The organism is Enterococcus sp. AZ177 (genome assembly GCF_050544585.1).
GTDB classification, from domain to species: Bacteria; Bacillota; Bacilli; order Lactobacillales; family Enterococcaceae; genus Enterococcus_L; species Enterococcus_L plantarum.
In genome coordinates this window covers 530,616-550,054 of the sequence record NZ_CP172944.1, presented here as the reverse complement: position 1 = coordinate 550,054, position 19,439 = coordinate 530,616, and the positions used below count along the sequence as shown (strand labels likewise).

Here is a 19,439-nt window from a genome sequence, read left to right as displayed (position 1 = left end):
TTTATACTCTCCCCACTGTGTATAACTCTTGCTGTGTTTTATGATCTTCAACCACTTCGTCCCAAGGATTTCCACGACGTCCTGCAACTGCTTCCTCAAGTGCTTCTAGCAATTCTTGACGTTTTTCAGCATCTAACAATACTTCTTTTACAACCTCAAAGCCCATACGTTCTAGCCACGGAGCAGTTCGTTCTGCATAGATACCCGTTTCTCGGTAATATTGCAGCATAGCTCCACAAATATCGATTACTTCTTGCTCTGTCTCCACAGTCGTTAGTAATACCGCTTCTTTGACTTCTGTTCCGCCATTTCCGCCAACATAAATTTGGAAGCCATTTTCCACGCCGATGATGCCAAAATCTTTCACGCCGCTTTCCACACAACTTCTCGGACAAGCAGAAACACCCATTTTGAATTTATGTGGTGTATCAATAAACTCATACCGTTGTTCTAGCTTGATTCCAAGTCCCATTGAATCTTGCGTACCAAAACGACAGAAATTCGCACCCACACAGGTTTTCACTGAACGAACCGCTTTTGCATAAGCACCTGCTGCTTTCATATCTAATTCTTCCCAGATTTTTGGCAAGTCTTCTTTTTTCACACCGTACAAGCCAATTCGTTGGCTACCGGTTACTTTGACCATCGGTACATCGTATTTTTCTGCAACTTTGGCAATCAACAGTAATTGCTGAGGGTTGGTTTTTCCACCACGCATTCTTGGAATCACCGAAAAAGTACCATCATTTTGGATGTTAGCATATAGCCGTTCGTTGACATAACGAGATTCTTTTTCATCCTCGTGTTCTTTAGGCCATGCAACATTTAAATAAAAATTGATTGCAGGTCGGCACTTTGGACAACCTTCTGGATTAATAAAATTCAGTTCACGATAAACTTCTTCAGAAGAAGTTAGTTCTTTTGCGTAGATTTGTGTCACGATTTGATCTCTCGTTAAATCTGTACATCCGCAAATTCCAGTTGGCGCTGAAATGACTTCGCCACCTAATGCATACCCTAAAACATCGCCAATCACTGATTTACATTTTCCACAAGAACCGCCTGCTTTGGTGTGTTTGGTCACATCTGCCACAGAGGTCAAGTCTTTTTCATTGATTGCGGTCATGATTGTCTGTTTATCGATGCCGTTACAGCCACAGATCACTTCATCATCTGGCCATTCACTCACATCCGCACTCGCTTCTTCACCTACCATATGCAAGAGAGAAACCGGTGTATAGTCTTCAATGCTTTCGTTTTTCTTTAGAATATTATAATAGCGATTGCCTTCACTTGTATCTCCATAAAGAACAACACCGACAATTTGATTGTCTCTCACAAAAATCTTTTTATACGTGTAATTGATTCCGTCAAATGCTTCAATACTGTTGATGCCTTCTGCTTCTCGAATAGTTCCGGCAGAATATAAATCACAACCAGAAACTTTTAGCGAAGTAAATGTAGTACTACCTTGGTATGGTTTGGTTTCTTTGTCTGTCAACACATCAGCCAGCACTTTTCCTTGTTCGAATAACGGTGCAACCAAGCCGTAAACATTGCCATTATGTTCCGCACATTCACCTACTGCAAACACATCTGGACTATTGGTTTTCATAAAATCATCCACAACGATTCCACGATTTACTTCGATCGTTGTTGTCCTTGCTAGCGTTGTTTCTGAACGAATTCCGATCGACATTACGACGATGTCGGTTTCGATCGTTGTTCCGTCACTAAATGCTAATCCTGTAACACGAGTGTCCCCAAGAATTTTTTGAGTTGCTTTTTCCATTAAGAATTTTAATCCTTGTTTTTCTAAATCAGCTTGTAGCATTTTTCCTGCTTTTTCATCTAATTGCGTTTCCATCAGCCATTTTTCTAAATGAACGACTGTGACTTCCATCCCTTGATCTAGCAATCCTTTTGCCGCTTCCAAGCCCAGTAACCCACCGCCGATAACAACTGCTTTTTGGTATTTTTGAGCCGCTTCAAGCATATTTTCTGTGTCATCGATTGTTCTAAACCCAACAACTCCTGGCAATTTAGCCCCTTCAATAGGTAAAATAAAGGCTCTAGAACCTGTTGCCAAGATACATTTATCATAGGGTATTTCTTTACCAGATTGTGTGGTGATTTTTTTATTGTTTGTATCCATTTGAACAGCAGGATCATGATTGATTAATTCAATCTGATTTTCTTCATACCATTCGAGTGGATTGGTGATAATTTCTGAAACCGTCATTTTCTTTTGTAAGACATTGCTTAGCATGATTCGGTTGTAATTCGGGTATTGTTCTTCCCCGACGATCGTGATTTCATAGCGATCAGGATCACGGTCTAAGATTTCTTCAATCGTACGGACACCAGCCATTCCATTTCCAATTAAGACAAGCTTTTCTTTCATTTTATGTAAACTCTCCTTTTGTGATTTTTTGAGCAATATAATCGATGCGTTGTCTTTTTTAGAATAGCAAGAATGACAAACCTTGACTATTAGGGAATTACCTAATAACTCACGAGCATGTACTAAAAAAATACTTCGCCAAAAGAAGCGAAGTAGCTTGGTATCAAATAGATACTTATTTTTTTTCAAGAATATGCATCAACGCTTTTCTCAAATTCTTTGTGGACTCAGGATCTTTTCCATAAGAAGATAAGGCAATCATATGCTCTTCTTGTTCAATCGTACTCATATTATAAAAATCACTATTTTCTTTTTGGCTACAGTCATTGACCCATTGATGTTCAGAGGCATCGTTGACGATTTGATGATTGACTGCTTTAGAATCTGTGCACGCAAAAATTAGATGGGCTTCTTTGATCTGTTCAGCAGTGTATGTTGCTGTGATTATCATGACATTTTCTAATTCATAAAATGCATCCAGAAATTCAGGTGCAACCAAGGTTACTTTTCCATTAGCGTTTAAAATCCTTTTTGTTTTTCGTAAAGCGATTTGCCCACCACCAATAATAACGATTTTCTTCCCTGTTAGTTCGAGCATTATTGGATACATGAGACTGCCTCTGTAACGATTTGTTCCAAGTCACTTAAAATTCGTGGATCGAACTCTAGCGTTCGCGTGATCGTAAATTCAGTTGTTGGGAACGCTTCGCTTAATTTATTTTTCATATTTGTTATCAAATGCCCATCGAATAAAAAGAAGGGCACAATCACTATTTTTAGTTGCTTCGATAATTGTTTTTTGATATCTGCTAGAAAATCTTCTTGCCCTTTTAGACTTGTCGGGATAATCGAAAATCCAACTTGTTGCTGAATGTCTTTTGCGATTTCAGTTAAAACGTTTTGTGGTTCAGTAGTTTGTTTGGTGCCATGGGCCACTACTATTCCCACTAACTCTTCATCTGGATAAGAAGCCGCTACTTCTTGGAATCGTTCCAGTAAAACTTGACGACTGCCTACCTTACTACCAAATGTTTCTGTTTGACTAAATTGAATAGTTGGATACTTGTTTTTTACTGGTTCAAGTTCAGCTGGAATATCCACTAAAGCATGTTTAGCAGCAAATAATAGTACTGGCACAACGATCACTTTGGTTACGCCGTTTTTGATCATGTTTTCAGCAATACTGGCAATCGTATCCGGGTGGTTTTCTAAAAATGCCGTTGCTTGATACAAACGTGGATCAAGTCTATTTTCCAGTTGTTGAATAAATGTCCTTGCAGCCTGATTTTTTTCGTTTTTTTGACTGCCATGAAATACATAAAGAATACCAATCATTTTTCTCACCTCATAAGTCGATTAATTGATGTTTCATACTATATTGCAATAATTCACTGAATGTTTCAACTTCTAATTTTTTCATCACATGGGATTTGTGAACTTCGACTGTTTTCACGGAAATAAATAATCGTTCCGCAATTTCTTTGTTGCTGTAGCCTAAAGAAACGAGCGGTAAAACTTCCCGTTCTCTTTTGGATAGACGTTGGTATTTTTCATCCTGTTCCTCATTATCCGCTTTTTTTAGCCAATGGTCTTTAGTATAAGAACCAAATAGTGGGTCGATTGAAATGTTTCCTTCCGCCACTTGTTTGATTGCCTCTAATAAAACAATATCTTGCGAACTTTTGAGAATATAGCCTTTTGCGCCGTATTCTAAAGCTGTGCGAACGTATTCTTCTTCATCATGCATACTCAAAATAATCGTCTTCACCTTTGGAAAATGTTCTTTGATTCGTCGTGTTGTTTGTAAGCCATTTTCACCTGGAGGCATCCTCATGTCCATTAAAACCACATCCACTGGATATTTTTCAAGAAGTAAAAATGCTTCGGTGCCATCCGCTGCATCTCCTACGACGGTGATCTCTTTTTGACTTTCTAGCAACAAACGCAGACCACTTCTAACGACTGCATGATCATCTGCTATTATAATGTTCATTGTACGACCTCCCCTTGGATAGGCAACCATAATGTCACTGTAGTTCCTTCTGCTTTTTCGGAATGAACGCTTAGGCGTCCGCCGATTGATTCTGCTCTTTCCTGCATATTTAAAAGACCTAACCCTTGGCTGTTCTCTTTTACTTTTTGAAAATCAAAGCCTTTGCCATGATCCCGAACGGTGAGTACCACATGACCGTTTTGCTCACTCAAGGTTACCCATAACTCCTCCACTGCAGCGTGCTTTACACTATTCATCACACTTTCTTGTACTACACGATAAGTGATTGTTTCTACACTGTCAGGAAATCGTTTATTTTCAATCATCGGAATAAAATGAAGCGCCAATCCAGTTGTTTCTGTCAAACGATGTAATAACGTTTCAACTGCTGGAATCAAGCCTAAATCATCTAAAGCTGTCGGTCTTAAATCAATAGCGAGTTGTTTTACTTCCCCGAGTAACGCAACAAAATCTTCATCGATTTTTTGTAATTTTGTGGACAAGACTTCTGATTGATCCTGCCATTTTAATTGTCTCGTTTCTAGCATCAGGCTATAAATACTTTGAGCTAAGCCATCATGTAGTTCTTGAGAAAGGGCGCGGCGCTCATTTTCGTGGGCTTGATTGACGTATTCGATCAATCGTTTGTTTTGGATCACTTGCTGCAGACGATCTTGGACTGCCAGACGACGAATACTTAACAATGAAGTATGCAGATCAATGACCGTATAACTGCCACTGAATTGTTCCTGTCGCCCTTTTAAATCCTCCAAAATCAAAGGAAATGCAGCTTGATCCCAATCAGCTTTTACTTCACAGTCTAAACATTTTTCCATCGTTGAATGCAGCATACAGCCTTCCCCTTTGGCTATATCCAAAACTTTTTCTAACGTAAACGGGTAGGTTTCGGCTAATTCAGATGCCGCTTTATTTTTTTTGATGCATTTCGTGACTTCAATCAAAAACAATGCATCTTTTGCTTCTTCAAATACTTTTTTCATTATGCTCATTTTCATTTTTTCACCTATAAATAAACAGCGATTTCATCTGTTTTGCCTTGTGCAACTGCCAAAAAATCATCATTAATAATTGTTGTTTTTCGATACCCTATTAGCAAAACACCTTTTACCTCACCACGTTTTAGCGCTGGAAAAGCTGCAATTGTCTTTAATTTTTCCATCCGAGTAATGGGTAGTTCAACTAATTTCCCTGGTTGTTTTTGTAGATTTGTCGCTTGGTATGCTCTGCCCGTTCGCCAAACGATGCCACCAATTCCCTTCCCAACTTGTAGCCGAATTCGTTGATACTGTTGATTGGTGTTGCCAGATACATACTTCCAGCGGATCATACGTACTTTTGTCATTTCATTGAGTGTAGATAGCGCTAAAGCGATAAAATCAACTTGGAGTTCCTCTTTTAGTTGATCGATTCTTTGTTGAATTTGATCCGTCATTTGACTACTCCTATTCCCTAATTTTTGATAAAAAGCTTGTTTTTTACGAATGATTCTCTTATTCTTAAGCCAACATCATCTTATTTTTAGAAGGATTTTTTATGAAAACGACAACTACTTTTAGTCCCAAACGTTTGGTCATGATCATTACTATGACTGTTTTTTCATTTTCAAGTATGACGACTGCCTTTTTCTTAATGGGTATCAAAGCTTTTCCTTATTTTATTGGCGCGGCTTTATTCTACTTTATTCCCTACGCTATTATTATAGCAGAATTTACAGGGGTTTATAAAAATCATATTGGCGGATTATACCAATGGCTCGCGGGTCATCTCTCTGAAAAAATTGCTTTTATTGCTGCTTTTTTATGGTATTGCAGTTATTTTATTTGGATGATCAGTCTGTTTATGAAAGTTTGGATTCCCTTATCCATTTTACTTTTTGGTGAAGATTTAACAAAAAAAAGCACCTCTATACCAAATATATCGACGTCTATTCTCATTGGTCTTTTCGCTATCTTTGCTGTTGCTGTGATGTTGTTTTTTGTCAGCAGAGGATTTAAAGGCATTGCTTCTACGTTATATTTCAGCGGGATCTTGATGACTATTTTGATTGTTACCAGCCTTGGCGGTAATTTGTTGTTATGGCTCACCAATCGGTCGGATATTTTACCAAATCTTACTGCTATTTTTAAAGGAGTTGAAATAGATTCTTCCTCTGAACAAACATTGGTCAGACAGTTATCTTTTCTGATTTTTGCCATTACCGCTTTTGGCGGTTTAGATACGATTGCAAGTTTAGTTGATAAAACAGGAAAACAAAAGAAACAGTTTCCTAAATTATTGATCTATAGTAGTTTGTTCGTTGTTGCTTGTTATTTTTTAGGTATCCTTTTATGGAGCGGTGGAACGGATCTAACTAGTTTAAAAGCCAATCATACGATTCATTTAGGAAATTTAATGTATGAATTAATGGAGAATTTGGGGTATGCTTGTGGTCAAGCTCTTTCATTGTCTTCTGCTCAGTCTCAACTTCTAGCTCAACTATTTACTCGATTTACAGCTTTAACCTTATTACTCTCTTATATCAGTTTACTATCGACTATTTTTTATTTGCCGATTCGAACTCTTGTAGAGGGAACGCCAAACCATTACTGGCATCCTCGTTTAAGACAAACGAATAAATACGATATGCCGATTTATGCTTTACTAATTCAAGGTATTCTAATCAGTTTATTTATCTTAGGCATTAGCTTGGGTAGTCAATATGTTGTCTTTTTGTATAATCAATTGACTTTGATGACCAACATTTCACGAGCCATTCCTTATTTATTAGTAGCACTTGCCTATCCAGCGTTTAAGAGAAAACAATTAATAGATGATCCAACATCCATTTTGGTTCAATCCCCTCTCGTAGCAACGCTTATTAGCAGTAGTGTTATTTTTAGCATTGCCTTAGCGATCGGCTTTCAACTTTACCACCCTCTTTCCGAAGGGAATCTACTGCAAAGTTTCACGTTATTGATTGGACCTTTACTATTTGCATTGATTGCTTATTTATTGTATCAACGCTTTCATAAGCGAAAAGAATTGACTCGAAACAGTTGGGAGAATTAGTTTCCCCTCACTGTTTTATTTTTATTGATTTAAAAATAGTCATCACAAGCGAAATAAAAAGGTTTCCTGTACAATATAACTTGAATACATGTTTATTTCTTCTTTATACAATGAAGAGATAATAATCTTTGCGCAGGAGGGATCTTTTTGTTTGATTTAGAAAAAGTGCAGTCGTTAAATGAGCTTGAAATGCTTGTTTATCAATATATATTAGAACATATGGACAATGTTCCGATGTTAACGATTCGTCAACTTTCTACAAATTGTCACGTGTCTACCTCAACGATTTTACGGTTTTGTTCGAAAATGGGATTTGATGGGTTTTCAGAATTAAAATATGCTATCAAAAAAGAAAAACAACAGGAACATTCCTTTGAACAATACTATGATGCTACGGTTCATGTTGATTCTTTTTTAAAACGCCTGAATCAACAAACCTTTTACGAAACATTAAAACCCGCAATCACGATGATCGCCTCTGCTCGCCATACCGTTTTTTCTGGTATCGGGACAAGCGGTATTTTAGGAAATTATGGTAGCCGCTATTTTGCTAACATGGGTATTAATGCTTATAGTATTGATGATCCTTTTACACCGATTCCACAAAGAGGCTTTGAAAATACAGTAGCAATCATTCTCTCTGTTTCAGGAGAAACCACCGAAATCATCAAACAATCAACTGATTTTAAACGTTCTGGGGCTAAAATTCTAAGCATTACTAATGATGAGCATTCAACGATTGCTCGTTTAGCTGATTACAACATTTCTTATTACATGCCTGATGAACGATCGATTTATACTGATCCATATATCAACATCACGACGCAAATTCCTGTTATTGCCTTGATTGAACTCCTGGCCCATCAAGCAGGTAAAGAATTTGCAGAAAAAGCGAGTCAAAAGTAGAACCGACCAGACTATCCTATTTAATGCTGATCGTGATACCAAAATTTTGACAAAATGCTGAAGTGTTGCTATGGTTTTTGAGATGAGATTTCACCTATCAAACACCAAACAAAGTCAAGCAATGCTAGGATATCTGGCCTATTAAAAAAGAGGAGTGTGACTATTCATGTCAATTACCATCGACTATTTGAATACAGAAGTGATCACTGGAAAACAGTACAAATTTGCTATTCCTAAAACACCAGAAGACTTTATTGAAGTGAATAACCAGAAATTAGAGATTCTCCCAACTGATAAAAAAAATGTCAGAGCAATCATTATCAATGATCCTGATGAACGCAATGGCACATACAACTATTTTATCGAAGCGAATGAAGGAAATCGTACCTTTACGCTTGAATCTGGTGATTATGCTGTCTTCACAGGAACTTGGGACACTTTAGCAGATATCGATAACTTTATTGGTGCTAGTTATGCCGAACTGTATCAATCCCCCGAATATGAGATCGGTGGCACACATACTATTCAATTACTTGATTTTGACCCTAAAAAAATCATCTTAAAATTACCAGCGATTCGTAAATAAATGTCCAGGATGTCAATCTGAATAAACGTGTAAAAAAGTTAGGTTCCTCAATAATTCCCTAAAAACCCCACAATGCATAAACCGCATTGTGGGGTTTTTTAGGCCAATTATTTGAACCTAAATGCCTTCGGTCACCACTGCATCTTTTTGATGATTTTGTTTTTTTACATGGTACATGTTTCTGAACATGCTTTACCTATTTTAAATAGGAAGGATTTCTTTTATAGTATGAATGTAAACGTATTCAGTAGATTCAAATTAGAGCGGCCGTTCAATTGAACTACTACTACACGCACTTATTTTTCGTTACGTTAGATAACCAAAGGAGAGGTTTAGAATGAATGAATGGATCAATGAAAAAGTTCTACCACCCGTTTTAAAATTCGTCAATACTAAAGCGATTACAGCATTAAGAAATGGTATGTTGTATACCATGCCTTTTACGATCGTCGGTTCGATTTTTCTATTATTAGCTAATTTACCGATCGAATCTGTGGCAAAATGGATCACTGATAGTGGTTTAGTTGTTTATTTTAATCAGGCGTATGGTGCCTCTTTTGCTATCATGTCCGTTTTTGCAGTGATCGGGATCGCCTACTCGTATGTAAAAACTGAAGGTTTCGAAGGCTTACCTGCTGGAATGATTTCACTTGTTGTCTTTATTTTATTTATGTCTTCTGAAATGACAGATGCAGATAGCGGTGTGACGATCGGAAACATTATTAACAAAGATTGGACTGCTGGTAAGGGTATGATCACAGCAATTATTGTTGGATTGATTGTTGGTTGGGTTTACAGTTGGTTCTTGCGTCATGATATTCGTATCAAATTACCAGAAGCTGTTCCTGAAAACGTAGCAAACTCATTTACAGCATTGATTCCTGCTGGTGCTTTGATTACCGGTGCGATGTTTGTGTATATTTTCTTTGACAAAGTCTTTAAAACAACGTTCTTTGATTTCATTTATGATGTTTTACAATCGCCACTTCAAGGGGTGACCGATTCCTTGGGTGGGGCTTTAGTTCTAGGATTCCTAGTTCCTTTATTTTGGTTTTTCGGAGTACACGGTTCAACAATTGTCGGCGGAATCATGGGACCCATCTTACAAGCAAACTCTTTGGAAAATACAGATATCCTAAATTCAGGAAAAGAATTAACAGTGGCAAATGGTGGACATATCGTGACACAACAATTCTTAGATCAATTTTTAACTGTTACAGGAGCTGGTATGACAATGGGATTAGTCGTATTTATGGTTTTTTTTGCAAAATCAGCTCAATTCAAACAACTAGGTCGTCTATCAATTGGGCCTGCTATTTTTAATATCAATGAACCAATCGTTTTCGCTACGCCAATTGTAATGAATCCAATCATGGCATTGCCGTTTATTATTACGCCAGTCGTGTCTTCAGTCATTACTTACTTTGCCTTGTATACCGGTTTAGTGCCATTGTTTACAGCGGTTCAAGTACCTTGGACAACACCTCCAATCATCTCTGGTTTATTAGTTGGTGGTTGGCAAGCAGCTTTACTTCAATTATTTGTCTTAACATTAGGATTCTTTATTTATCTTCCTTTTGCTAGAAAAATGGATGCCATCAACTATGCACAAGAAACAAATCAACCGATTACAGAAGAAGTCTTGGAAGGGATAGAAGCTTAGCTATTTTGTTCTAACATGATTCAAAAAACACTGCATAGCTGACTCCGTTCAACTAATTCCTCCCAACTATGCAGTGTTTTTATACTCAAATGTTTCGATCTTTACGCATTTCATGTGCTAAGGCACTAGTTGTTGAAGATCGGACATACAATTTTAAAGGAGAAGAGAATATGTCAATTTTAAGAGAGAATTTCCTTTGGGGCGGCGCGGTTGCTGCTCATCAATTAGAAGGTGGTTGGGATCAAGGTGGTAAAGGTGTAAGCGTTGCTGACGTGATGACCGTCGGTGCCCATGGCGTACCTAGAAGAATCACAGATGGCGTTTTACAAGGGGAAAATTACCCGAATCATGAAGCCATCGATTTTTACCATCATTACAAAGAAGATGTAAAATTATTTGCCGACCTTGGGTTAAATTGTTTCCGGACATCCATTGCCTGGACACGGATTTTTCCGAATGGAGATGAAGCGGAACCAAATGAAGAAGGATTGCAGTTTTACGATGATTTGTTTGATGAATGTTTAAAATATGGGATCGAGCCTGTAATCACTTTATCTCATTTTGAAATGCCTTATCATTTAGTTACCGAATATGGCGGCTGGCGTAATCGTAAAATGATCGATTTCTTTGCGAAGTTTGCACGTGTTTGTTTTGAACGTTATAAAGATAAAGTTAGGTATTGGATGACCTTCAATGAAATCAATAATCAAGCGAATTACGCTGAAGACTTTGCGCCTTTTACCAACTCTGGTATTAAGTACCAAGAAGGTGAAGATCGTGAAAAAATCATGTATCAAGCGGCTCACTATGAATTAGTAGCGAGTGCTCAGGCAGTCAAGATCGGTCATGAGATCAATCCTGATTTTCAAATTGGTTGTATGATTGCCATGTGTCCCATTTATTCGTATTCTTGTGATCCAAAAGATATGATGATGTCAGTCAGTGCGATGCAAAAACGATACTGGTTTACAGACGTTCATGTTCGTGGTCATTATCCTAGCTTTATGGAAAACTATTTGGCGCGTAAAGGCTTTGATCTGGATATTACAGAACAAGATTTGACTGATTTAACCCAGGGGTGTGTGGATTATATCGGCTTTAGTTACTATATGTCATTTGCAATTAAAGATCATGAAAAAGGACCTGCTTTTGATTATGATGAGTCGAAAGATTTAGTGAAGAACCCTTATGTAGAAGCCTCTGACTGGGGTTGGCAAATTGATCCGTTAGGCTTGCGTTATGCCATGAACTGGTTTAATGAGCGCTATGAATTGCCGTTGTTTATTGTGGAAAATGGCTTTGGTGCCATTGATGAAATTGAAGCAGATGGCACGATCAATGATCAATATCGCATTGATTATTTGAAAGCGCATATTGAGATGATGAAAGAAGCGGTTGAATTTGACGGTATTCCATTGATTGGTTATACACCTTGGGGCTTTATTGATTTGGTTTCTGCAGGAACTGGTGAGATGAAGAAACGATATGGTTTTATCTATGTGGATAAGGATAATGAAGGACAAGGGACGTTGAAGCGTTCTAAGAAAAAATCATTTGACTGGTATCAGCAAGTGATCAAGAGTAATGGTGAAGCGTTGTAAGATTTTTTGATAAAAAAAGTGAGTGGATAAAACAAACAATTTTCGTTTGTTTTATCCACTCACTTTTAGCTAGTTACGCCTTTTTATTATCCATTTAAATACAAGATAAAGACTTACTAAGATAAAACAAACTTCACTGATTTTAATTAGAAGTATCCCCAGATCATAATGAATAGAATACTCTTTTTGAGCTTCTACTTGTTGAGCATAAGTTAGCGTTCCAAAATCTTGTATAGGCATTAAATTCAAGGTTAATATAATACCTATAAGCCATAGAATAAAAATAGTGATATATACATATTTGAATACTTTTTTATTAAACAACGCTTTTCCCCTCTAAATGTTTTTTAACAACTTTGATTTGTAATACAATTGTTAATCTCCCAAGTTGTTCCTCTGCCTCTTTTATTCGTCTATAGAATCTATAGCCTTATTAAATTTAGAATAAATGAGATTTCCACCAATATTTACCAAACCCACGTGCTTGCATCATAGGATTGAAGCCTTCCATTGCTAAATAATAATCAACTGCTTGATCAATTTCCACTTCATCTTCTGGTGTGAGTGTGTCTATTGAAAACGATGAGGTGCCGGTCTGATTGTTTTTTGTTTGCCTATCTAGTTGGATTTTTGTGGTTTATCAAAATTTTGGCGCATTATTGGTTGAGACTGGGGAACGATTGAATAAGATAATTTAGGAACTATAACTGAATAGTTCCTGAAAAATGAAAAACAAATTGTGTAGGTTAAATGTTTTACACAAGTTGTTTTTATTCTTAAAAAACCTAAGTTTCGATTTTATAGACTTAAAACGTTCTGCCTTGCTATTTTAATTCCCGATTCAACACTTCATCTTGAATCATCCCACTGGCTTTCATAAACATATACGTCACAACCGGTCCGACAAAGGTGAACCCATGTTTTTTCATATCCTTAGCGACATGTTTAGATAACGGTGTGACATTTAAGACTTCATATGCTTCTTCATACACATTCAACCGAGGAACACCCCCAACAAAATCCCACATATACTCTGCGAAACTACCATATTCGTGTTGCACTGCTAAAATCGCTTGAGCATTCTGAATTGTCGCGTTTATTTTTCTTGGGTTGCGAATCATTTCAGGGTCTTGCATGATTTTTTCCACATCATCCGGCATCATCCCAGCAACTTTTTGAATCTCCATATTATGGAAGTTTTGTAAAAATACGTCTAATTTACCAGCGGCTGCCTTCCAACTTAATCCTGCTTGAAAGGTTCCTACAGTAAGCAAAATAAAAAGTAAACGGTCATCTTGTGTGGGGGTGCCCCATTGATTATGGTACCAATCAAATTTTGACGATTGATTCTTTTTCATCTTTATCTCCTACACTCAATTATTTCTTTTATCATAGCACAAAAGAAACTATCGATACGAATTCGTCAAATTCCACCTAAAAAAGAACGCAAAACAAAACCAAAAGTCAGTTTTGTTTTGCGTTCTACATCCGAATAAATGGCGAGAAAAAAGCAGCTCCCTCTTATTTCTCGGAGCTAAACGCTTTTGTTTCTGCCTGATTTTATTTGTCCTCTTCAAATCTCTGCTCTTACATGCTCAACTAGTAGGCTTTTCATCTTTCTTGTAAGCAATAACTTTAGACTCTTTATTTCCAGCAATTTCTTTTGCTCTTTTCATTGCTTGTTCTTTCGTATCAAACGAGTCGGCTGCTTTTTCAGCTTGTTTTGTCTGAACATGCCATCGATTTTCCTGATAATAAACCAACACATCATTATCCAACAAATCTGTGTTGATTTTTTTACCGCTATGTTTGTCCGTTTTTTCAGGATCAGCCTCTTTCTTAAAAGCAGCTTTTTCAGTATCCGTTGCTTCACCTAACCACCTATTAGCTTGAGAGATGGCAATCGGAATCGCCTTGTCCTCTGGATAATCTTCACTGACTAATGCATTGGCAATCTCAATGGCTTTCTTTTTTAACAGAGGGGCCATATTTTTAAACGAACTCGGATAATCCTTTAAATCCCAAGGCATGGTGACTCATCTCCTTAAATAACGGAATCAATTAAGCAAAGAAACTTCCGCCTGTAATTGAATAGACTTGTCCTGTGACATAACTTGCTTCATTAGAAGCTAAAAATACATAAACAGATGCCAATTCAACAGGTTGCCCAGCTCGTCCAATCGATTCTTGCTGTCCAAATTCAGGGATATTTTCTGGTGGTTGTCCACCACAAATTTGTAACGCTGTCCAAATTGGACCTGGTGCAACAGTATTGACACGAATTCCTGAAGAAGCTAATTGTGCCGATAAGCCTTTACTAAATGAAGTGATGGCACCTTTTGTCGCAGCATAATCTAATAAATTTGCACTTGGTTCAGCACTTTGAATCGAAGTTGTTGTGATAATGCTCCCGCCTTTTGGCAAGTAATCCAAAGCTTCTTGCACTGCCCAATACATTGAGATAATATTTGTCGTATACGTATCCATGATTTGTTGTGTTGATAGGTCTTTGATATGCTCTACAGCCTGCTGCATTCCTGCATTCAAGACTAAAACATCCAACCCACCTAGCTCTTTTGCTGCATCATGAACGAGTTTCCGTGTAAATGTTTCTTCTTTTAAATCACCTGGTAATAAAACCGCTTTGCGTCCTTCTGCTTCAATCAAGGCTTTGACTTCCTTCGCATCTGCTTCTTCAAAAGGTAAGTAATTGATTGCTACATCCGCGCCTTCTCTTGCATACGCAATGGCTGCAGCACGCCCGATTCCAGAGTCTCCCCCTGTGATTAACGCTTTACGTCCTTCTAATTTGCCTGATCCTTTATAAGATGTTTCTCCGCAATCAGGTACAGGAGTCATTTTTTGTTGTAATGCAGGTGCCTCTTGTGATTGTTTTTCAAATTTCCCATCGTAGAATCTTGTTAACGGATTTTCAATTTTTTCTGTCATCTTGATTCCTCCTCTAAATTTGTTGCCAATAAAAGTAACTACCAGCTTACTCTTTAACACTAATACAAAATATAAGTGCTGACAAATCATATGTTTTATACTTTAAGAAACGTTCATAAAAGTGGATTTCTTTGGCTGATACGTTAAAACCTCCTATAATTAACTGTATACAACCATTTATTTATAAAAAATAGGTCTTAAGTTGGATGCCAAAAGATTGCAAAAACATTACAATAACATTACATTGAATTAAAAATGCTCGTTGCTTTAAGTATTTATCACTATCTAGCGTCACGAGCTATCCTGTTACAATTTAAATTTTAGGAGGAAAAGACATGAAAAACAACAAAACAAGATTTGGCTTGATTGCTGTAATCGTCATTGTTTTATTAGGCGTTTTCGGGGTCAGTCAATACAACGGATTAGCCAAGAAAGAACAGTCAGTAGAGTCTCAATGGAGTCAAGTTGAAAACGTGATGCAGCGTAGAGCCGATCTCGTTCCAAACTTAGTCAACAGTGTAAAAGGCAGTATGCAACAAGAACAACAAGTCTTTGGTGATATTGCTAAAGCACGTGAAGCATACGGTTCTGCGAACAATGATTCAGATAAAATAAAAGCTAGCCAAGAGTTAGACCAATCTGTAGGAACGTTGATCAATGTCATCAATGAAAATTATCCTGAACTAAAATCAAATAATAATGTACAAACATTAATGACCCAATTAGAAGGGACTGAAAATCGTATCTCTGTTGAGCGAAAACGATATAATGACGTTGTAAAAGAATACAACGAGCAAGTGGTTTCTTTCCCTAAAAATATCTTTGCAAATATGATAGGTCTAGGTAAGAAGGATTACTTTAAAGCTGATCCAACAGCAAGTACTGTACCTTCTGTAAATTTTGATAATTCGACTAGCACTTCCCAAAAATAAGTTTCATAAGATATTGCCAAAAATTAGAGGGCACTATCTATTCGTTGATATAAAAATGTTTAGCCAAATGCGGACAATAAAGGAGGTGTTTTTACATGATAGAATTATTTGCTTGGTGGTGGCCATTTAAACCAGGTGGTGGATCTTCTGGTGGAGGTGGCGCAAGTATTTAGAGCTGAAACCATTCATCTGGTAAGCCCAGCCTTATACTCCTCTCAGACAGATTTAATTTCTGCTGAACACAAGGACAGAATAAAAAATGTTACGCATATAAAAAGTTGCAAAAAAAACGCTATACGCATCTTGATGAAATCTATCAAGATGCGTATAGCGTTTTCTATTATTCAAAATATGCCCACGTGGCTTCAGTTTCTTTCGAAAACGAAATAGTGGTTTGTTCTGATTCTAAGAAGACCCTAAAACTAAAAACACGTTCGCCTTCATTCAAATACAGTTCTATAAAACTATTATCAACAAACACATCAACTGTGATATTATCTGCTAATTCAGCTATTTCACATGTTCGTTTCATGCCATATTCGGTATCAATTTTTTTAGCTAAATGGCCACGATCAATCGTTATTGTCTCTTTTTTTCCATCTAAATTCAATTGCCAAAAATCATCTTTTGTACCAAAGCAAATAGTCGAATCTTGTTTTTTGTTCAATTCAAATTGAAGATGATAATAGGGGTATTCTAAAAGAAGTTGGTCAGTTCTTATTGTTTGTTTATCGGCAAACTGTTTTTGTACTTCTTCTGTTGGAAAACGTCTTAATTTTCCATCCACTACTCTCATTTCTTGTGCAGTCGTTAATCCATGTTTCCAACCTTCAGTGTCAATTGGATATACTTGCTCACCACAGCCAAACCAACCAAACGTTAATGGCAACTGATTCTTTCCATAAAATGATTGAGGGGCATAATAATCAAAGCCAGCATCCAACTCATCCACATGCTCTAATTCAAACGTTCTTTTTTCAACATCCAATTGTCCTACTAAATAAATGGAAGAAAAACGATTTTGGTAACGATACGTTTCTTTCTCATAGCCCATCGGTGATAGAAATAAAACATCTTTTCCATCAATCGTTACAAGGCTCGGACATTCTAACATATAACCTTTATCGATGGGTAAATCAATCGTTCCTTGATACGTCCAATCCACTAAATTAGTACTCTTATACAAAAGCAATTCACCAATGTCGCCAAAACCCGTTTGTTCTCCCTTCACAAAACGACCTCCGCCAAGTAACATATAAAAAGAACCGTTACGCTCAAAAACAAAAGGATCTCTTAATTCTTGACTAAATCCTTTCGGTGCACCATCAAGGATTGGATTCTTCGGATATTTCGTAATAGTCCCTTTTTTATCCATGATCGCCAAAGCTTGTTTCGCTAACTTCCCTGTATCTGTTTTATAGTTCGCTGTATAAAACAAATAGAGTTCGTCATTATATTCGAAAGCATTACCAGAATAGGCACCATTTTTTTCATATTCTTCATCGGGAATAAGAGCAAAACCTTCATCTTTGAATTTAACCAAGTCTTCGGAAGTAGCATGTCCCCAATGTTTCATTCCATGAAAAGAGTCAAATGGAAACCATTGATAAAATACTTGATACTTGCCATTAAAATAGCTCAAACCATTTGGATCATTCATCAAGCCTGTCTTGGGATATAAATGATACTTTGGGAGATAGGCGCTCTCGTTTATTTTTTCTTCTAATTGACTTAAATATTCTTGCCATTCCGTCGTATAAAATGTATATTTTTCAATTTTTTTACTCATCAATTGCTCTCAGACGTCCCTTCTTTTTATAAGGTACTACCTTTCCCTATTTCTGCTCCTTTTACCCCTTTAACGCGATTCCAAACAATCAAAATAATAATCGGTAAAATAAATGCCATTAAATTTCCGATGATATAAAAGATCAATCTAGGTGGGTATACGATCGTCAAACCTGGTAGACCTGTTAAAGCAAAACTTGTTGCTTTGACATCAAATATTTTCATAAAAGCACCACCGATCCCTGCTGAAAATGAAGCAGCAAGAAATGGAATGATCGAGTCACGTAAATTGACTGCAAAAATTGCTGGTTCTGAAATGCCAAATAATGTTGGAACAAAACTAGACATTGCTGTTTCACGACGCTTAGAATTTTTCTTCGCAAGGAAAAACATACCCAATGCTGCTCCACCTTGTGCGATGATTGAAACGGACCATAATGGTTGAATGTAGTTGAATCCTGTGGCTACCACTAATTGCGCTTCAATGGCCTGGATCGCGTGTTGTGTGCCCGTTACAACAAGTGGCTGAAGCAATGCTGCAAAAACAAAGGCACCCACAAATCCTGTTTTGTTGTATAGAATATCAATGATCCATCCTAATCCCGTGCCGATTGCATTACCGATCGGACCAAATACTAAGAATAAAGCAAGAGCAGAGAATAAAATAGTAACTGTCGGTACCAAAATAAAACTCAACGCTTGTGGTGTTTTTTTCTTCGCAAATGCTTCTGTTTTTGATAAGAACCATGCTGTTAAAATTGCTGGAAACACGCCACCTTGGAACCCAACTTGTGGGATGGATAACCCAAATACATGCCAAGAGGATAAGGTATCATAATTGCCCAAGACAAAGTCATTACGATTCATCAAATCTGGTGTAATCATCACAAAACCTAACACTAAACCTAAGATTGGATTTCCACCAAATCGTTTGGTTGCTGAATACATGACTAAGACAGGAAGATAAGCAAATGTTGTCGCAATAACGCCTAGAAAACTAGCTAAATCTTGCGCCCAAAGCCATTCCTCCGCCATTGAGCCGCCTAAAAAGCCAAATTGTGTCGTTAATAGTGACTTCAATCCTAAAATCATCGCCGCCCCAACAAAAGCTGGAATGATTGGAATGAATATATCAGAGAATACTTTAAATGCTTGTTGTAATTTATTCTGTTGCTTCGTTCCAGAGGCTTTTACATCTTGCAATGAAGCTTCCTTTATCCCTGAAACTTCTTGAAATGCAGCAAAAACCTTTTCTACTGTTCCTGTACCAAAAATAATTTGTAATTGTCCACTATTAAAAAATACTCCTTTAACGCCTTCGATATTTTCTAATGTTTCTTTATTATAATTATTACTATCATTCAATACTAAGCGTAAACGCGTAACGCAATGAGCAGCATTCGCTATATTTTCTTTTCCCCCGACACCTTCTAATACTTCTTCAGCAATTTTTTTATAATCCAAACTATTCATCTCCTTGATTGTTTTAGAAAAAACCGTTTTTGGAACGTTCCATATATAATTATTATAATACTTGGAACGTTCCAA

General features: G+C 37.0%; 17 protein-coding genes. 6 read left to right on the top strand and 11 right to left on the bottom strand.

Translation table 11 applies throughout. From position 1 onward, the window contains the following. Position 1 precedes the first annotated feature (1 nt). From nirB to IGJ34_RS02600, 6 genes are all read right to left on the bottom strand, one after another. Positions 2-2,404: a nitrite reductase large subunit NirB gene (gene nirB, locus IGJ34_RS02625; protein ID WP_069653963.1), complete on the bottom strand. Its 2,403-nt coding sequence runs from the start codon at positions 2,402-2,404 to the stop codon at positions 2-4. Between the two features lie 175 nt (positions 2,405-2,579). Then, positions 2,580-3,014, bottom strand: a complete 435-nt coding sequence (locus tag IGJ34_RS02620) for a precorrin-2 dehydrogenase/sirohydrochlorin ferrochelatase family protein (RefSeq protein WP_430598064.1) — start codon at positions 3,012-3,014, stop codon at positions 2,580-2,582. After that, on the bottom strand, positions 3,002-3,739 hold the full coding sequence (locus IGJ34_RS02615) for a sirohydrochlorin chelatase (protein ID WP_069653965.1): 738 nt from the start codon (positions 3,737-3,739) through the stop codon (positions 3,002-3,004). Before IGJ34_RS02615 ends, IGJ34_RS02620 begins: the two co-directional genes overlap by 13 nt. Before the next feature lie 10 nt (positions 3,740-3,749). Beyond that, positions 3,750-4,397 carry a response regulator transcription factor gene (locus IGJ34_RS02610; RefSeq protein ID WP_069653966.1) on the bottom strand — a complete coding sequence of 216 codons (648 nt, stop codon included), beginning with the start codon at positions 4,395-4,397 and terminating at the stop codon, positions 3,750-3,752. Continuing rightward, on the bottom strand, positions 4,394-5,407 hold the full coding sequence (locus IGJ34_RS02605) for a sensor histidine kinase (protein ID WP_430598063.1): 1,014 nt from the start codon (positions 5,405-5,407) through the stop codon (positions 4,394-4,396). Before IGJ34_RS02605 ends, IGJ34_RS02610 begins: the two co-directional genes overlap by 4 nt. 14 nt (positions 5,408-5,421) lie before the next feature. Further along, positions 5,422-5,850 carry a GAF domain-containing protein gene (locus IGJ34_RS02600; protein ID WP_430598062.1) on the bottom strand — a complete coding sequence of 143 codons (429 nt, stop codon included), beginning with the start codon at positions 5,848-5,850 and terminating at the stop codon, positions 5,422-5,424. A 101-nt stretch (positions 5,851-5,951) separates the two neighbouring features. Here IGJ34_RS02600 and IGJ34_RS02595 point away from each other — a divergent pair, with 101 nt between their 5' ends. From IGJ34_RS02595 to IGJ34_RS02575, 5 genes are all read left to right on the top strand, one after another. Next, the gene (locus tag IGJ34_RS02595) at positions 5,952-7,466 is read left to right on the top strand and encodes an amino acid permease (RefSeq protein WP_430598061.1); all 1,515 of its coding nucleotides are present in this window, start codon (positions 5,952-5,954) and stop codon (positions 7,464-7,466) included. A 147-nt stretch (positions 7,467-7,613) separates the two neighbouring features. Next, positions 7,614-8,372, top strand: a complete 759-nt coding sequence (locus IGJ34_RS02590; RefSeq protein ID WP_069653970.1) for a MurR/RpiR family transcriptional regulator — start codon at positions 7,614-7,616, stop codon at positions 8,370-8,372. A 166-nt stretch (positions 8,373-8,538) separates the two neighbouring features. After that, positions 8,539-8,958 carry an effector binding domain-containing protein gene (locus IGJ34_RS02585; protein WP_430598060.1) on the top strand — a complete coding sequence of 140 codons (420 nt, stop codon included), beginning with the start codon at positions 8,539-8,541 and terminating at the stop codon, positions 8,956-8,958. Between the two features lie 337 nt (positions 8,959-9,295). Continuing rightward, the gene (locus tag IGJ34_RS02580) at positions 9,296-10,621 is read left to right on the top strand and encodes a PTS sugar transporter subunit IIC (RefSeq protein ID WP_111246859.1); all 1,326 of its coding nucleotides are present in this window, start codon (positions 9,296-9,298) and stop codon (positions 10,619-10,621) included. A gap of 170 nt (positions 10,622-10,791) precedes the next feature. Beyond that, a complete protein-coding gene (locus tag IGJ34_RS02575) occupies positions 10,792-12,222 on the top strand; it encodes a 6-phospho-beta-glucosidase (protein WP_430598059.1) in 1,431 nt (476 codons plus the stop codon). An 824-nt stretch (positions 12,223-13,046) separates the two neighbouring features. Here IGJ34_RS02575 and IGJ34_RS02570 read toward each other — a convergent pair. From IGJ34_RS02570 to IGJ34_RS02560, 3 genes are all read right to left on the bottom strand, one after another. Beyond that, entirely contained in the window at positions 13,047-13,580 is a 534-nt protein-coding gene (locus IGJ34_RS02570) for a DNA-3-methyladenine glycosylase I (RefSeq protein WP_430598058.1), read from the bottom strand. Between the two features lie 237 nt (positions 13,581-13,817). Beyond that, positions 13,818-14,252: a DUF2188 domain-containing protein gene (locus IGJ34_RS02565; RefSeq protein ID WP_430598057.1), complete on the bottom strand. Its 435-nt coding sequence runs from the start codon at positions 14,250-14,252 to the stop codon at positions 13,818-13,820. 31 nt (positions 14,253-14,283) lie between these two features. Further along, positions 14,284-15,171: an SDR family oxidoreductase gene (locus IGJ34_RS02560; protein ID WP_206849211.1), complete on the bottom strand. Its 888-nt coding sequence runs from the start codon at positions 15,169-15,171 to the stop codon at positions 14,284-14,286. A gap of 335 nt (positions 15,172-15,506) precedes the next feature. Here IGJ34_RS02560 and IGJ34_RS02555 point away from each other — a divergent pair, with 335 nt between their 5' ends. Beyond that, positions 15,507-16,103, top strand: a complete 597-nt coding sequence (locus IGJ34_RS02555) for a LemA family protein (protein WP_430598056.1) — start codon at positions 15,507-15,509, stop codon at positions 16,101-16,103. A 340-nt stretch (positions 16,104-16,443) separates the two neighbouring features. Here IGJ34_RS02555 and IGJ34_RS02550 read toward each other — a convergent pair whose 3' ends face one another. Both IGJ34_RS02550 and IGJ34_RS02545 read right to left on the bottom strand, forming a co-directional pair. Beyond that, positions 16,444-17,892, bottom strand: a complete 1,449-nt coding sequence (locus IGJ34_RS02550; RefSeq protein ID WP_430598055.1) for a glycoside hydrolase family 32 protein — start codon at positions 17,890-17,892, stop codon at positions 16,444-16,446. Between the two features lie 26 nt (positions 17,893-17,918). After that, entirely contained in the window at positions 17,919-19,355 is a 1,437-nt protein-coding gene (locus tag IGJ34_RS02545; protein ID WP_069638981.1) for a PTS transporter subunit EIIC, read from the bottom strand. Positions 19,356-19,439: the final 84 nt, after the last annotated feature.

Coding starts and splice junctions, on each gene's coding strand:
- IGJ34_RS02555 (WP_430598056.1), top strand. CDS start 15,507: ATGAAAAACAACAAAACAAGATTTGGCTTGATTGCTGTAATCGTCATT.
- IGJ34_RS02620 (WP_430598064.1), bottom strand. CDS start 3,014: ATGTATCCAATAATGCTCGAACTAACAGGGAAGAAAATCGTTATTATT.
- IGJ34_RS02575 (WP_430598059.1), top strand. CDS start 10,792: ATGTCAATTTTAAGAGAGAATTTCCTTTGGGGCGGCGCGGTTGCTGCT.
- IGJ34_RS02565 (WP_430598057.1), bottom strand. CDS start 14,252: ATGCCTTGGGATTTAAAGGATTATCCGAGTTCGTTTAAAAATATGGCC.
- IGJ34_RS02605 (WP_430598063.1), bottom strand. CDS start 5,407: ATGAGCATAATGAAAAAAGTATTTGAAGAAGCAAAAGATGCATTGTTT.
- IGJ34_RS02585 (WP_430598060.1), top strand. CDS start 8,539: ATGTCAATTACCATCGACTATTTGAATACAGAAGTGATCACTGGAAAA.
- IGJ34_RS02570 (WP_430598058.1), bottom strand. CDS start 13,580: ATGAAAAAGAATCAATCGTCAAAATTTGATTGGTACCATAATCAATGG.
- IGJ34_RS02600 (WP_430598062.1), bottom strand. CDS start 5,850: ATGACGGATCAAATTCAACAAAGAATCGATCAACTAAAAGAGGAACTC.
- IGJ34_RS02595 (WP_430598061.1), top strand. CDS start 5,952: ATGAAAACGACAACTACTTTTAGTCCCAAACGTTTGGTCATGATCATT.
- IGJ34_RS02560 (WP_206849211.1), bottom strand. CDS start 15,171: ATGACAGAAAAAATTGAAAATCCGTTAACAAGATTCTACGATGGGAAA.
- IGJ34_RS02550 (WP_430598055.1), bottom strand. CDS start 17,892: ATGAGTAAAAAAATTGAAAAATATACATTTTATACGACGGAATGGCAA.
- nirB (WP_069653963.1), bottom strand. CDS start 2,404: ATGAAAGAAAAGCTTGTCTTAATTGGAAATGGAATGGCTGGTGTCCGT.
- IGJ34_RS02580 (WP_111246859.1), top strand. CDS start 9,296: ATGAATGAATGGATCAATGAAAAAGTTCTACCACCCGTTTTAAAATTC.
- IGJ34_RS02610 (WP_069653966.1), bottom strand. CDS start 4,397: ATGAACATTATAATAGCAGATGATCATGCAGTCGTTAGAAGTGGTCTG.
- IGJ34_RS02615 (WP_069653965.1), bottom strand. CDS start 3,739: ATGATTGGTATTCTTTATGTATTTCATGGCAGTCAAAAAAACGAAAAA.